Origin of the sequence: Sphingomonas sp. (assembly GCF_035944535.1) — a bacterium.
Taxonomy (GTDB): Bacteria; Pseudomonadota; Alphaproteobacteria; order Sphingomonadales; family Sphingomonadaceae; genus Sphingomonas_B.
This window is the reverse complement of sequence record NZ_DASZBC010000010.1, coordinates 79,547-95,607: the sequence shown is the minus strand read 5'-3', so window position 1 is coordinate 95,607 and position 16,061 is coordinate 79,547. Positions and strand designations below refer to the sequence as shown.

Sequence of the window (16,061 nt, the reverse complement as noted above, 5' to 3'; positions counted from 1 at the left end):
ACCTCATGGCGTTGGACCGGTCGGCTCCCACAAATCTTCGTTGCCGGCGCCGGTGACCGGCTCGTCGATCAGCGGATCGAAGCGGGAGGTGGGCGCGGGCGCCATTTGGATCACGGGATCGGGCCGGGTCTGCGCTGCTTGCAGCGCCTCCTCCTTTTCGTCCTCCTCCTCTTCATCCTGAATTTGGTCGCGGGAGGAGGCGAGGACGATTTGCGCGGGTGTGCCGAGGTCAGGACCCGGATCGACGATCACGGGTATGCAGGCAGAACCGCTCACGCAGCCGTTGAACCCCGACTGGGGGTCAATAGAATTAGGCAGGGCGATGCTGGACCTGAACGCTTCGCCGGTCGCACTCCCTTCCTTGCCGTTGATGACCAGCTGCAAGGGCGGGCCCTCGCCGGCATTGATGATCAGCTCATTGGCGGTGATGCCGCGCTTCAGGTCCGGATCATTGCCATTCGCGCCGCTATTCTGGATGAAGGCGAGGCGGCCGATGTTGACGATGATCCGGTTCGCCTGAAAATAGCCGCCGTCATTTTCCAGCTGATCATTGGTGCCCAGCCGCTGCCGCACCTCGTTCAGCTGTAGCCCGGCAATCTCCGCCCGCGCCTTGGTCGACATGGCGTGAACCTGCTGCGCCCTCAGTTCCAACGTCCCGGCCAGGCCGCCGGAGGCGTTCTTGATCGTGACGAGGCCCGTCTCGGCGGCAAGGGAAATGTCCGTTCCGGCCTTGTAGAGCACATATTGGTCATTGTTGAAGTTCTTGAACTGAACATTGCCGGTGACGCCGATCGACCTTTGCGTGTCGAACGTCAGCTGGCCGCTGCTGCCCAACTGAGCGCCGTCGAACGTGAAGCTGCCCATCACGATGTTCGTACCGGCTGGATCGAGCAGTTCGAAATTGGCACTGCTGATACCACTGGGATTGGACCGCAGCGTGATATCCTCGGCCGACACGATGCGCGCCATTTCTGCATTGTCGATGCGATATCCGGCGCCGGTCGCGTCACCCAGGAAGACGCGGTCCGCCGTGCTGATCAGGGTCAGGTCCTTGGTCTGCGTCTTGCTGCCGATCTGCCCCGAACTGCCAATCGCAAGATCCTTGGACGTGAAGGCGATCGTCGAACCGGTGGCGGCACCGGATACATTCAAGGTGCCGTTCTGCGCAGATGCGCTCAGAGTTCCGGCGGCGCTCGCCTGGCCAAGGCTGATGTCTCCCTGCGCGCTGCTCAGCGTCAGGTCGCCGGAAGTTGCGTTGCCCTTGGTCAGCACAAGGCTGCCGGTTGACGCAAGCGAGACAGAACCGCCGGAGACCGCGAAGCTGGCGGCACTCGCGTCGCTGACGGCGACCGTCCCGGGTCCGCCGGCGAGAGTGGCCGTGCCCACAGCCTTGAGGCTGGCAACGGCGATCCCGTTCGCAGCCAGGTCGATGCCGCCGCTGCTAGCGGTTAACGCATCGGCGCTGAACCCGCTGCCGGCGACACCCGAGACGGAGCTGCCCGCAACCGAACCGCCCTTGATCGAACCCGCCGAAGCGAGACTGACCGCCTGCTGAGCAGTCAGGCTCGCAAATGTCAGATCGCCGCCGCTGTCCAGCGACATGGCTCCAGCTGCGGTGGAGATGCCCGCTGCAAGATCGCCTGCGAGCGTCTTCAGCACCAGGTCGCCGGCGGTGGCGTCGGCCTGGAGAATGTTCAGGCTGTTCTTCGCCGTAAGGCTGATCGACGGCGCTGAGAGGATCAGGCCCGTCCCGGCCACGATATCGGACGTTACGACAAGCGCACCCGCAGCCGTCTTCAGGCTGGCCGTGTTCGCGCTGCTAACAGAGCCGAGTGTCACGCCCGTGCCTGCCTGCATGGACAGGTCGCCGGACGATGCGATCAGGTCCGTAACCTTGACCGACCCCGGCGATGTGATCGCGACACTTGCACCCTTCGCCGTTCCGCCGGTTACGTCACCCTGGCCTGCAATCGTGAGAGCCGCCGCTGCGTCAAGACTGGAGAAGGAGACTTTGCTGGCGCTTGTGAGATCGATGATGCTGCCGGAGGTTGCCGTTCCAATCGCGAGATCGCCGGCGGTCGTCGCCAGCTCGATCGGCCCCGATGCGACCGCGCTTTGGACCAGCAGCCCGTTGCTGCCGGTCAGGCTGATCGCCGTTCCTTCGGCGGTGACGCCGGCAGGCGCGACAAGGTCGGCAACCGTGATCGCGCCCGCACTTGCGGTCAGGGTTACCGCCTCTGCAATGACGCTTCCTAAAGAGATCGGGCCGGATTGGGTGGAGAGATCGAGCCCGTTCGTGCCGAGACTGGCGGTGCCGATCGAGATGCCGGTGCCGGCCTTCACGCGGATGTCGTTGTTCGAAGTGAGCAGGTCGATGTCGACCGCGCCGGCAAGCTGGAGCGGTGCGCTGAAATCGACACCGCGCAAGCTCGCCGCCTGCAAGGTGCCGAGCGACAGGTTCCGGCCCACGCCGAGAACGACCTCGCCAGAGCCGACTACGCGTCCGCCGCTCCCCGCGAGATCGCGGGCGGCGAGGATGGTGAGGCTTCCGCCACTGGCTTCCACCCTCGCGCCGGCGCCGATCACGACGTCGCCCGAAAGCGACCGAAGCTCGACTGCCTCGCCGCCGAGTCCAGCCGCCAAGGTGAGCGTGTCCTGGCTTCGGATCAGCACATCGTTCGCACCGCCCGCGCCGGAGATCAGCACGCGATTGGCAATAAAGTTCTCTTCGCCGATGCGCAGTTGTTCGGCAACGGTGAGCCCGCCAAGGCAGATGTTGCCTTGTACGCAGTCGGCGGAGAGCGCGCCGCCGTCGTCGAGCGGGGCCGCGCCGAGCGGCGGCGCCGCGCTGATCCGCACGAACAGGTTGGTCGCGACGATGCTGCTGTTCGGCGCAGCCTGGATCGCCTCGCCCGTCAGCACCACCGTGCGGCCGGTCAGCGTGGCGCCATTCCCGATCACGATCGCATGGACATTGTCCGATCCGACCGGCTCGGCAGCCAGCACGTTGATCGCGCCCGCTTCGACGCGGAGCAGACCCGGCTGGAACAATGGCGGCGCCGAGCTGGCAGGCGCATCGCGGCCGGCGAGCAGGGTAGCGCCAGCTCCGATCCGCACATCGTCCCCGGCGCGAAGAGTGATATTCTCGTCGGCCAGCAGCTGCGCGCCCGCTTCGAGATCCATGTCCCCCAAAGCGTAGATGTCGATGGCACCGCCGTCGCCATATCCGGTCTCCGGCGCGACCGCGTCGAGAGTGCCCGCAAGCTTGATATCGCCATCGGAATAAAGGTTGACGAACGCGCTGCGCGCATTGCCGCCCGACAACAGCTGACCCGCGCTCAAACCGACGGAGTTTTCCGCGGTCAGATCAGCGAAGGTCAGATTTCCTGCGGCATTGGCGAAGATGTTGCCGGCCTTGATCGTGCCAAGGGTGGCGTCGCCCAGCCGGGCTTCCACCTCGACGGTGCCGACGGCATCGACGGTGGCCGAAGCCGTGTCGCCGCTCACGAAGACCGAACCGGCAAAGCCCTTGCCCAGGCTAGCCGCGCCAGCGTCAGTGATCATTCTCAGCAGGGCGGCAGAGGACAGGTCCGCCTCGCCCACTGTCACGCCCGTGCCGGCGAGCAGGTCCAGGTTGTCCGCCGAGGTGACCTTGCCGATGTTGATTAGCCCCGCGACCTTGATGCCGGCCGGCTCGACAATGGTGCCGGTGAAATCGACAGTGCGGATGGCCGCCGCTTCGAGAGAGCCGAGTGTGATGTTGTTGGTCGCGAAAAGGTTGAGCGTGCCCGTCGCGCTGATCGACGCTTTGCTGCCATTGATGTTGAGCGCGCTCAGGATCTGTGTGTTTTCGACACCGCCCTGAACGGTAAGGGCTCCGTCCAGGAACAGGCTGGAGTTGAGCGATGCTATCGAGAGGCTTTGCGAGGCCTTGATGAAGTTGGCCTGATTTGCCTGGCCGAGCCGCACATTCCGGCCCAGCAGCGTCACCCGTTCCGCATCGACGCCGCCGTTCAGTCGTACGTTGATCGGCACGCCGAGAAACGCGTTGCCGATCTCGAGATTCCCGGTGACGCTGACATTGCCGAAGCAGACGTCGCCCTGCAGACAAGGCGGGGAGCGCAGCGGCCGCAGCTGGCCGAGATCGTCGAGCGGCGGCACTTCGCCGCCCTCGGGTATATCGCGCAGGTTCACGTAGAGATTGCCGGCGCTGAACTGCGTGTCCGTGCGCGCGACCACCGCGTCGGCCGAAACGATCACGGTGTGGCCGGGCGTTTCTACATCGCCTTCGAGAATGAAGGAGGAGATTTCGCCGACGGCCACTTCGCCCACGCGGTCGAGCAGGCCGGCTCGGATATCGAACTGCGGTCCGCCATAGCCGGCTTCCGGCGGTGTTCCGTTGGTGCCGCGCAGCAGCGCGCCCGAGCCGATGATGATGTCGTCGCCCGAACGCAGGTCGATGCCGGCGAGGACCGAGACATCGGCGCCGTTCGTGAACAGCAGGTCGCTGTTCGTCGATGCGGTGAGCGGCCCGCCGATGTCCAGCCGTCCGGCCAGGACGATATCGCCGACCGCATTCAGGTCGGCGGAGCTGTTGACTCGGGTCGTGCCGCTGCCAGCAAAGCGGATTCCGGTCGCCGTCCCGGCTCCTGGAAGCGCGCCGGTTGCGTCCACCGCCAAGGTGCTGAAGCGGATTGCGCCGGCGGCGTTCCCGCCCACGGCATTGACCACGATCTTGCCGGCAAGCCCGGCGCGGCTCTCGCGCAGCGAACTGCTGGCCGTGAGCAAGCCAGAGCCGAAATCCAGCTGCGCAGTCGAGCTGCCCTGATGCTGCGCGTCGATGGTGATCGCGCCGGCGATCGCCTGGCCGTCGACACCGCTTGCACCGCTGACCGCTCCCGCGCCGCCCGAACCGCCGGAACCCGCCATCGCATTGGCGCTGAACTCGGTCGAGAAAAAGTCCAGCGAGCCGTTGGTCGAGAGCACGGTCACCGTGCCGCCGGTCGCATCGCCGCCATTGCCGCCATTGCCGCCACCGCCTTCGTCGGCGGTTCCGCCGCTGCCAGCAGAGCCGCCAAGCCCGTTCGAGGAGATGATCGCCGTCGAACCGCCCTCGCCGCCGAACAGGGTGATAGACCCCTCAGTGAGGGTGAGCGCCGCATTGCCGCCCTTGCCGTCGCCGCCATGGCCGCCGTCAAAGCCGACCGCATCCCGCGAGCCGTCGCCGCCTCGGCCACCTTCGCCATCGGCGTAGAGCGTCAGCTCCTGCGTGAAGACGTTTGCGCCGCTGGCAATGGTGAGGGCAGCGTTCAGGCCTTGGCCTTTGCCGCCGGAGCCGCCCGCCCCGGTATTGCCGTCGGCGCCATTGCCGCCAAACCCGCTGCCCGAAACGTGGATCCGGTCGAACGTCGTTGTCCCGCCGGCGATCGTAACGGTGGCGCTGCCGCCCAGGCCGTCGCCCGCGTTGCCGCTATTGGGTCCGCGGCCGCCGTCCGCGCCGAACCCATTGGCCGCCGCGCTTACTTCTGGGGAGTTGGAGAGACCGGTGTTGATCAGGATGCTGGCGGTGCCGCCTGCACCCGCGCCGCCATTGCCGCCGCGGCCCGCTCCGGAAATGGGACCTTCGGCAAAATCTGCCACCAGCCCGGCGTCGCCGCCAAAGCCGTTCGCCCGCGCCGTGACTTCGTTGAAGGTCAGGCTGCCCGAGCCGTCGATCGTGATCGTTGCCAGGCCGCCGAGCGACGCGCCGCCTGAGCCTGCAAGACCATCGGACGAGCTGCTGTCGGACAGCCGAACCGAGCCGCCGGAGCCGCCGCGGAAGCTTTCCTCGCCGTCGGGATCGGCATTGGCATTGGCGCGCACGCGCAGCGAGCCGACCGAGAGCGATGCCGAGCCGCTGCTTGTGAAACTGGCAAGGCCGCCAGTGGCGGCGCCGCCGTTACCCGCGAGAGGCTCGGAGTTGAACTCGCGGCCGTCGCCACCGGAACCGCCCGAGCTGTCGCCGCTCACATCGATGCTGCCGGCGCTGAGCGAGCCGCCGGTGGCGGTCAGGATCGCGCCTGCCTCGCCCACGAACAGCGATGGACCGACGCCAGCCGAGCCGCCCGAGCCAGCCGCGATGCCATAGCCCGAGTCACCCTGCTCATTGCCGTCGCCGCCATAGGCTTCGGCGAGGAGGGAGACCGCGTCGACGTTCAATGTCCCGCCGCTGAGTGACAGCGCCGCTCGGCCCTGGAAGCCACTGCCGCCGACGCCGCCCGCCCGGCTGCCCGCGCCGCTGCCGGTGGCGGTCAGCTCGAGTTCGCCTCCTTGGACGGCTCCAGTGGATACGGCGAAGGTCACAGTGCCGCCGACGCCGGCGCCACCATGATTGGGCGGGGGCGATCCGTCGAAAAATTCCTCAAAGCGGCCATCGGCGCCGATCAGCAGCGTGCCAAAGGCAAACTGCGAACTGGCGCTGCCGACGCTGACATTGACCGTGCCGCCGCGCGCCGTGCTGGCCGCGCCGCCGCTGAAGTTGTTGCCGCCGATGCCATCGGCGAAGATGCGGGTGGTGCCGCCCGACACGTCGAGATTGCCGCCGGTCAGCTGGATGTTCACGGTGCCGCCGGTGCCGTTCCCGGCCTTGCTGGACGAGAAGCCGCGGCCACCATTGCCGTTCGCGCGGAACGTGCCCGCGCCTGTGATCTGGCCGCCGATGCCGCTGGTGAGGGTCACGGTACCGCCGGTTGCGGCGCCCGACGCGCCACTGCCGAAAGACTGGCCCCCGAAGCTGGAGGCATCGAGATTGAGGTTGCTGGAGAGGATGGACCCGCCGGTCGCGTTGACGACGATGGCACCGCCCTCCGCCTTGCCAGCAGAGGAGCCGTCGCCGCCGAAACCCTTGGCGAGCAGGTCGATGTCGGAGGCTTGGATAAGGCCGCCGCCGATTGCCGTCATGGTGACCGTGCCGCCGGTGCCGTCGCCCGCGCCATAGCCCGAGTCGCCGCCGCTGCCGCTCGCGCCGGCACTGATCGAAGCGGCCTGGATCTTGCCCGAAGCGCTTGCGGCTATGCTGATCTGGCCACCGGTAGCGGAGCCGCCGGAGCCGCCTTGGGCGTTGCTCTCCAGGATGATGTCGGCTGCCGTGATGATCCCGCCGGCCGCCTGGATCGAGACACTGCCGCCGGTGTCCGACAGCAAGGCGAGGTCGCCGGCGGCGGTCACGTTGGCCGAACTCGTGGTGAGGGCGATCTGATCGGCGACGACCTTCAAGTCGGAGCTGTAAGTGCCGCCTGTGATCTGCACGGTGCTGCCGACCGCAAGACCCGAAACCGTGTCGCTCGAAGAGATGCTATTTGCCGCCGCCAGGATGATCTGCCCATCGGCAAGCTGCACATTGGCGGCCGGCGTGTAGCCCACTTTGCCGCTGACCAGCATGGTGACCGCGTCGTTCTTCGGCAGCGCGATCATATAGATGCGCCGATTGTCGACCTGCGCCGTATCCTCAGGACCTGTGGTGGTGCCGCTATGAGTCAGGGTTGTCTCGCCGCCGGCGTCGACCTTCGAGCCTTGCACAATGCCTATGTCGAACAGACCGCCCGCCATGGGGATGGTGATGTCCGCGGACTCGGCTGCGACGTAGGCGATCGATCCGGCCGCTTCGACCAGACCGGCCTGAACGATGCGCGGGGCAACCAGCGCTACATAATTGTCGCGTGCCTTGAGGCTGGCGCCATTCTCGACCGTTACCACCGAGCGGCTGTCCGTGGCGCCGCGGAAGCGGAGCGTGCCCGATTGCGCGTCAACATCGGACCCGAACAGACCGCTATCTGGATCGTAGAGGATGTCGGCGGCGGAAAGCACCAGGCTGCCCACGTCGAACTGGCTGGTTGCGCCGGCGATAATGCCGCCGGGACTGTAGAAGAGGATGTTGCCGCCTGGCTGCGTTGCGCCATAGCCGAAATCGAGCTGGCTGCGGACGATACCGTCGATGCGAATAGCGGGTGTGCCCGAGGCGGTCGGCGTGATGCGGTTCAGGACCGTATAGTCGCCGACTGTGTTGCCATCGGCGGTAAACAGCAACTGGTTGTTGGTGTCGAGGACCTTGACCGAGCCGTCGAGGCTGGGCGCGCCGGTGGCCGACCAGTTGATCACCGCCTGCTTGCTGTTGACGGTGACTACGTCCGTCAGCCGCCCATTCACGGTTTGGCCGCGCGACACGTTGGCGCTGCCGAGCGGTACGCCAGTGACATCGGCCTGGAAGGCGTTCTGCGCCTGGGCCTGAACGCTCAGGCCAAGCGCGATGGCGCATCCGGCGAGAAGCCGGGCGCGGCGGCGGAGCGGAGTGGGGTAAGCAGACATACTCAACGTCTCCAAGGCAGGAGTCGCGTGGACAATGTGACGAGCAGGCGCAGGTCGCGATCGGGCTGCACGGCCGTTCGGTTGAGGGGGGCGGCCAGTGTCACGTCAAGACGTGCGCGCTGGCCCCAGGCGGCGCGCACGCCGCCGCCGACGGACCAGAGCCGTTCGGGGCTGCCTTGGCCCAGCGCCGGGAAGTCATTCCAGACCACACCCAGATCGGCAAAGCCGAAAGGCTGAAAGGCGAAGCCGTCGATCGTCCGCGGCAGCAGCGACCCGAACCGTACTTCGCTCTGGAAGCCTAGGCCGCTGTCGCCCGACAGCGCGCCCGGATCATAGCCGCGACCGGTCGTGAAATTACCCACCGAGAATTGCTCGTAGGAGAGGACCGGATCGGGCGCATATTGCACACGCGGGGCGATGCTGAAGGTAAGGTCCCGCCGCGGCCGATACTCGACCAGCGCGGAGGCGCGCGCGACAAAAGCGGTCGGGTCCGCCTGCTGACGGCTAAGCCGGCAGTTCAGTGCGCCATTGCAGGCTTCGCTGGCGTTCAGGTCCACGCCCTGCCGCAGCTCGATGCCTGCGGCGGTCCGCCAGCGCGGTTCGGCAAGCGAAAACCCCGCGGTGCTCGCGACCGAGCGCGGATCGACCGCGTCATAGTCGAGGCGGGCGAACAGCACCCGCAGCCGATCGCGCTGGAAGGGCGTGAAGGACGCGCCAGAGCCCTGTTTGAAGTCCACTTCCTGGTTGACGACGTTGATGCCGAAGCTGCCAAGAAGGTTTGCTGATTGTGAGCGGACGAATGGGTAGCTGAGATCCGCAAAGGCTGAGAGGGTGCGCGCCTTCAGCTCGACACCGGGGCCGAGATTCACGTCCGGCCGGGTCCAGGCATAGCTGAAGTCACCGCTGAACGTCAGGCCCTCGCCGCCCAACTTGAAGCTGTGACCGGCCTGGATGACTTGCTGCTCTTCGAAGTCCGCGGTGCTGAAAAAGCTCAGGCTGGTGCGGTCGCCGAGGCCGGTCAGGCCATTGAGCTGCACGCGCGCCAGACCGCCCCAGCGGCCGGCCGAGCGCGAGCCCAGATTCTGGACGAAGGCATCCGCCTCGACCGGGACGCGCGTGACCGAAACCTCGCCGATCACGTCGCCACGGGCTCCGGCCGGGCGTAGAACCAGCCGCACATCGAGGCCGGGAATATCGCGGGCGAGCAGCAGATAGCGCTCGGCGTCGCGAATGTTGAACACCTCCTGCTGCTCGATCTTGCGCAAATAGGCGGCGATCAGCGGCTCGGACCGGCCCACCTGGCCGCGCACCTGTACACCCGCGAGCTTTGCGATCAGCGCGTCGAACCGGACGATGCCGTTCTCGATTCGCTGCGGCGGCACCTGGACGGCGGCGAGATAGCCTTCGCGGCGCAGGATTGTGGCGGCGCGGTCGCGGATCTCGCAAATGCCGGCGACCGAGACCGCCTTGCCGACCAGATCGGCAAAGGCCGGGCGCAGCAAATCGGGCGAGATGCCGCGCAGCCCGTCAAACTGCACTTCGCGCAGCTCGAACGTTACCGACTGATATTTAGGATCGGCGAGCGGGCAGGGCGCGCGCTCGAAATCTTCATCGACGGTGAGGCCGGGGCCTCCGGCACGCGGCGGCAGCGGAGGGCGGGCGCGCTCAATCTCCTCGCGCGTCGTGCCAGGGGACGGCAGCTGGCCAGGGGCCGGCGGCGTCGGCTGCGCAATCGCAACCGTAGAGACCAGCGACGCAGCACCGGCAAAGGCAGAATACAGGCCCGTGCGCACAGTGCGCATCATTTTCCCCCCAAAACCAATTCGTTTGGCCGCGCCCTTCACGCTTGCCGCTTCCGGTCGTCCGACACCCGTGAGCCGATGCCTTGGCTCACCCGACCTGCACAGGCTAGGCTATCAGCCGCCCCTTTCAACTTCAAGCAGTTGCGGCCAGATCAGCCGGCATTGCCGCTCCCGCCCGTCGTTGCAATCAGCAGGTCAAGCTGGGTCTTGCAGCCCTTGGCGATCAGCGAGGAAGCCGTATCTTCCAGGCTGGCCGGCACCGGCACGGTCACGAACTTGATTTTGGCCGGCGCACTGCCGTTCATCGACACGGTATATTCGGCGCCATCCTTCACCGGCAGCGACTTCGGCCAGTCGCCGATCGCGGCGCCGGGAGCCATGGCAATGGTGTCTGTTCCGACCTCCGCGCTGACCTTCACCGTCGCCGCATCGGTTGCCGTGCCGCGCCAGACGCGCACTGCATTCGGGTCGGCCACGCAGACGGTGCCAGCTTTGCTCAAATCGACGAGCCACAGATTGGGGCTGCGCGCGCTCGTGCTCGGCGTTCCGCCCCGCACCGCTCCGCCGCGCCGCTCGGACGTGCCCTGATTGGCAAGGATCCGGCTCGCCGTCTGCGCGGCGCTCGCCCTCGTGCCCGCCGCAAGGGCAGGAAAATTGCCCGGGCCGGACACTGTGCGAGTGCCGCGAGAATCGAGCAGCACGACGGTGTCGCCGGCCTTGAGAGCCAGCTGCGCACTGTCGGCGAGCTGGCGGCCGACCGGATATGCCTTGGCGGAGGGTCCGGTCGAGCGGACTACCACCGGTCCGGCGACCGCGGCGCCAGCAATCGCTACGGTGAGCGCTCCACCCGCCAACAGGCGGGTCCAGATGCTAGCCAAGTTCATAACTGCCTCCCGAGTCCATATGCTGCAGACGATAAACCAAATTCGCGAGCGCTGCATCGCGAACATTGGTTGACGCCAATGTCTGCAATTCATCGACGACGGTGCGGTCTCCTGCGTCGAACCGTCTGAGCGCCTCCTGCAGATACGCACGCTCCTCCGCTGTGGCTTCGGGCACAGGCTCGAAGATTTCGACGGGCGTCGAGCGGCCGCGCAAGGTGATGCGGCCAAGCGGACGCCACCAGTCGAGCCCGGACCGCTCGACCGCCGCCTTGCTGGCGAGCACGGTCGAGTTGAGGGGTTTGTTCGCCGATTCAAGCCGGGCCGCCGTGTTCATGCTGTCGCCGAGGGCGGTATATTGGATACGTCCCTCGCCGCCGAAGTTACCGACGATCGCTTCGCCCCAGTGCAGCCCGACGCGGGTGCGACCGATCGCCGGCACGCCTTCCGGCACTTCCTTCCGGAACGCCTCACCGGCCTCGTACATCGCCCAGGCGGCGCGGGATGCGCGCTCGCCATCGTCGGGGCGGGAGATCGGCGCGCCCCAAAAGGCCACCACTGCGTCGCCGACGAACTTATCGATGGTGCCGCCATAGCGCAGCACGACGTCGCTCAGCATGTCGAGATAGCGGTTCAGCAGGAAGGCCACGGTCTCGGCCGGAATGGCGTGGCTGAGTTTGGTGAAGCCCTCCAGGTCGGTGAAGACGACGAAGATCTCCCGCTTCTCGCCGTGCAGGGCGAGCCGGTCGGGATCGCGCATGATCTCGCTGGCAATGTCTCGTGGCAGATATTTGCCGAGCGCCGACTGGGCGAATCGCCGTTGCTGCGAGCCGATCGCGCGCACAGCCGCGCCAACCGCGGTAAAGGCGAGCAGCCAGCCGATGCTCCAGCCGAATGCAGGCAAGAAGCGCGTGTCGGTGCCCTGCCATTGCAGGTAGAAGGGCAGGGCGATAAAGAAGAAAGCCTGGCCGGCCAGCATCAGGCCGACTTTCCACGCCTTGGCGTCGGACAGGGCGGTGAGGGCGCCGGCAGCGACCACGAGGAGAGCCACCACCCACATGCCCAGACGCGGAATACGGCCGAACTGCACGTCGTCGAGCAGTTGCGTCAGCATATGGGCGTGGACTTCGAGGCCGATCGTCCGCTCGCCGGTGATGCGGTTCATCGGGGTCTCGAACCGGTCGAGATCGAGGATGTCGCCGCCGATCAGCACGTAACGGCCACGCACCTGCTCGGCCATCAGCGCGGCCGTCTCGGGCGCCGCGAAGAGGTCGATCGGCAGCTTGGCGAAGACCGGCCGGTCCTCGAACGCGGGAAGGCGGAAGCGGACGCCGCGGCGATACTCCTGGAAACGGTCGTTCCCGCCGGTGACCGCGCGGGCAAGGAGCGGTGGCAGGTTTTTGGGCTGATGCGGCCAGCTCCGCACCACGCCGTCCGGATCGGTCTCGATCTCGATGCTCGTCGGTTTAACCGCCGTCGTCCGGATCTTGGCCTGGAACTCGCGCAGGAACTCCTCCTGCCGCGTGTCGATGAAGCGCTGGTTGGTGGCCGCAGTGGTGAAGGCCAGGAAAGTCGGCGTCTTCATCGCCCGAAAGGCTTCGATCAGATACTCGTCGTTGGGTGTCGGCTGGTCGACAATCACGTCGATCGCGATCGCCTTGGCGCCCATCTGGTCGAGGCTGCGGAGCGCGTCGGCGAGGATGCGCCGATCGAGCGGCGAGCGCACCTGCGTGTTGATCAGCGTGTCGTCAGTGTAGGTGACGAGCAGCACGCGCGGGTCCTGCTCCGCCCGCGGTGTCGTCAGCATCAGCCTGAGATCGTAGAGCGCGCGTTCCGCGTCGGAGATCAGCGGCACCTGCCAGCTATAGCGGGCAAGAAAGATGCCGATTAGCACGAACAGGGCGGACACGATCAGCCGAGGCGTGCCGACCTGCTGGACGACGCGTGCGGCCCGTTTGCGCAGCGGCTGTTGCGGCCGGCCGCTCGCCTCGGCCTCGTTCAACGCCGGCTCACATCCGAACGATAGGCTGGGCGCCGTCGCCGACCAGCACGAACCCGGCCCAGTAGAAAGGATGGGAGGTTTCCGGCTCGTCCATCAGCTTCAAGCGGCTCGCCTTCAGCGCGTCGCCGATCGAGGTGCCCGGCGCCACCTGGAACAAGCTGGAGATCAGCCGCTCCGTCGCCTGATACTCGTCCGGCGCAGGCCAATGGCTGGCGAGCACCGAGCGCGCGCCGGCGCCGATGAACGCGCGGACCAAGCCGTCGAGCGCGCTACCGCCGCCGGTGGTGACGCCCGCCTCGCGTGTCGCCGCGACCGTCGCACGGCCGGCGGTGTCGCAGGCGGAGAGCAGCACCAGGTCCGCATCCATGTGGAGATCGTAAATTTCCTTGAAGCTCAGCAGCCCGTCGGAGCGCGCATCGCCGAAGCTGGTCAGCAACGCTGGGCGTGCCGGGCATTGCGGCTGCGGCGCGGTGACGAAGCCGTGGGTCGCGAAATGGAGGATGCGGTATTGCGCGAGATCGCCCCGCGCCATCACGGCCTCGTCGGTAAAGGCAGCGCCGGTCATCACGTCAGAGCCGGAGCCGAGCACCGACTGGGCCGTCCGTAGCTCCCGCGCGGAGATTGGCTTGTTCCACTCGCTGAGCGGCCATTGGCACGGATCGTTCGAGTCGACCGTCGTCATGGCCACGCGGGTGAAGGCTGGGGCATTTTCGCCGAAGCCGAGATAGGGGCGCTGCGCGGCCGAGGGCGGCGCACGGCGCGCATCGCGGAAGCCGCGCGCCGACACCGCCGTGCTGATCCGCGTGTTGCGGCCGAGCCATTGGACGCCGGAAAAGTCGAATTTGTCGGCGCCCGGCCGGCTTGCGCGCTGGCGGTAGCGGTCGACGCTCGCCTGATCGACGGGCAGCAGAGCAAGCGGCAGCCGCAGCATCGCGCCGTCAGGTTCGAAGATCACGGCCTTGGCCTGTGCCATCCGGTTCGCCACCGGGCCGGTCAGCTCCAGATAGAGCTTGCGGGCGAGTTCCAGATCGAAGGGGTAGGTATAGACCTGACCGTCCTCAGGCCGCGAGATGGTCGCGCGTAGTGCGTCCACGCGCTGATCCAGCGTGTCGGCGGTGATCGGCAGTTTGTAGACGGTCGCGTCGGCAGGCGTGACGAACACGCCATAAACCGCCTGGCCGACGACAGCGAGCTTCAAATAGCTCTCGTCTGGCTTCAGCACGCCACGCAGGTCGGCGATTGAAAGCGTGTCCGTGGACAGCGCCCGGTACTGCGGGAACTCGGACAGCCGGGCCTGCATCGCCGCCTGTTCGCGCTCGAGCCGATCCAGTTCGGCAGCCGCAGCGTCGACAGCGCCCTGGTCAGGCTTCTCGGCCGAACGCAACGTCGCCAGCGCAACACGCGTGCGCTCGACTTCGCGCTGCAGAACGATTGCCTGGCGGAACAGGGTGGCCGCTTCGCCCGTGCCTTGGCTCAGCTGCCGCGACAGCTGGCTCTGCGTGTCCGCCACGCCGGGCCGCACGAGGGTCTGGGTGGCGAGGAAGAATTGCTCGGTGAGCGCTGGATTACCCGACGCGCGCCCGGCCAGCACCTCGAAATAGGGCGCGAGCAGGTTGCTGAGACCCGTCGCCGAGTTGCCGCGACGGACGACGTCGTCGACCACGATCTTGTAGAGCGCCAGCGCCTCGTCGGTGCGCTGCTGCCGCAGCAGGAAAGCAGCCAGACGGCTGCGCGCCGCTGCCACTACGTTGGTGTCGGGATAACGTTGTTCCAGCAGCACGATTGCCTGGCGAAACCGCTCCTCGGCGCCGCTCGCATTACCCTGCGCCTCGAACGCGGCTGCCGATTCGGACATGATCTGCGAACGCAGGCGGACGATCGAGATCACCCGGCCGCTGCGTACAGACAGGGCGCGGCGCGCGGCTTCCTCGAGCGTCTGCACCGCCTCAGCGTGGCGGCCCTTCATCCGCAGGATCGTGCCGCGCAGCTGCAGCGCCTGGGCGTCGAGGATCACGGCCCGTTCCTCGGGGGTCAGCTGCCCCGCTTCCGTCGTGCCGAGCCGCTCACCGCTAGCGGCGCCGGCGTTGATCTCGGCCGCGACCTGGCTGGCGATTTCGACGGCGCCGCCGATCACGCGTATCGGTTCGGTCAGCGGCGTCACCGGCCGGTCGAGTTCGGCCAGCGCCTGGTCCAGCTGCCGCTGGTTGATCAGGTGGAGCGCACGGAAGTTGCGACGCAGCCGGGTCTGGACGCGGTCGCCGGTGGGGATTCGCGCGGCTTCCTCGAACAGCCGGTCGGCCTCCGCGAACTGGCCCAGGTTCGACTTTTGCAACGCTTCGTTGATCAGATATTCGCCGGTTCGGTCCGGCGCACCGTCGGCGCGCTGCTGGAGCGTGCCGAAGAACTCGGCCGCCTCGGCATAGGCGCCGGCATTGTTGCGGCGATAGCCTTCAGCCAGCGCCCGATCCGGGTCGAGCGTTCCCGCCTGCACGCGCGCAAAGGCGACGGGATCGTTGACGCTAGTCGTGGCGACTTCGATCTTGCCCGGCAGCAGCCGGTCGGCGACCAGGGTCCGCAGCCCTAGCTTCAGCGCGTCGTCATAACCGGCAAGCCCTTCGGCCACCCAGTTCGTGTTCCCCTTGCGCCAGCTATAGACGCGGTAGCCAACATCGCTGTCGGCCAGGCGGCATTCCTGTCGCGTGGCGGTGCCCAGGCCCTCGATCTCGACCGTGTCGGTCGCGCCGGTGCAACGCGCTTCTCCCGCGCGGATCGGCTGCAGCCGGGCACTCGTCGCCTCGGCGGTGCCGCGAAGGCTGTAAAGCCGGCCGACCGGACGCGCGGCGTCCCGGCAGACGATCGCCCAGGCCCGGTCGAAGATGGACCCGATCGCCGGATCTCGGCCCTTCGATTCCACCTGACAAAGGCCGGCGTTGTCGCTGCCCAAGGGAAAGCTGTCGCGCAGACTCGGCGGCTGCTCCTGCGCCGCAATCGGCGCAACGCCGGCGATGGCCACAAGCATGACAATAGATTTCA

The 16,061-nt window shown here is 67.2% G+C and carries 5 protein-coding genes; all 5 read right to left on the bottom strand.

Annotated features, from left to right (window positions below; translation table 11 throughout):
• Positions 1-3 precede the first annotated feature (3 nt).
• On the bottom strand, positions 4-8,343 hold the full coding sequence (locus tag VGT77_RS10475; RefSeq protein ID WP_327462289.1) for a hypothetical protein: 8,340 nt from the start codon (positions 8,341-8,343) through the stop codon (positions 4-6).
• A 2-nt stretch (positions 8,344-8,345) separates the two neighbouring features.
• Positions 8,346-10,148, bottom strand: coding sequence for a ShlB/FhaC/HecB family hemolysin secretion/activation protein (locus tag VGT77_RS10470; RefSeq protein ID WP_327462288.1), 1,803 nt, complete (start codon positions 10,146-10,148; stop codon positions 8,346-8,348).
• Between the two features lie 149 nt (positions 10,149-10,297).
• Positions 10,298-11,029, bottom strand: coding sequence for a hypothetical protein (locus tag VGT77_RS10465; RefSeq protein WP_327462286.1), 732 nt, complete (start codon positions 11,027-11,029; stop codon positions 10,298-10,300).
• A complete protein-coding gene (locus tag VGT77_RS10460; RefSeq protein WP_327462284.1) occupies positions 11,016-13,028 on the bottom strand; it encodes an adenylate/guanylate cyclase domain-containing protein in 2,013 nt (670 codons plus the stop codon). Before VGT77_RS10460 ends, VGT77_RS10465 begins: the two co-directional genes overlap by 14 nt.
• Positions 13,029-13,035: 7 nt before the next feature.
• Entirely contained in the window at positions 13,036-16,047 is a 3,012-nt protein-coding gene (locus VGT77_RS10455; protein WP_327462282.1) for a CHAT domain-containing tetratricopeptide repeat protein, read from the bottom strand.
• Between the last annotated feature and the right edge of the window lie 14 nt (positions 16,048-16,061).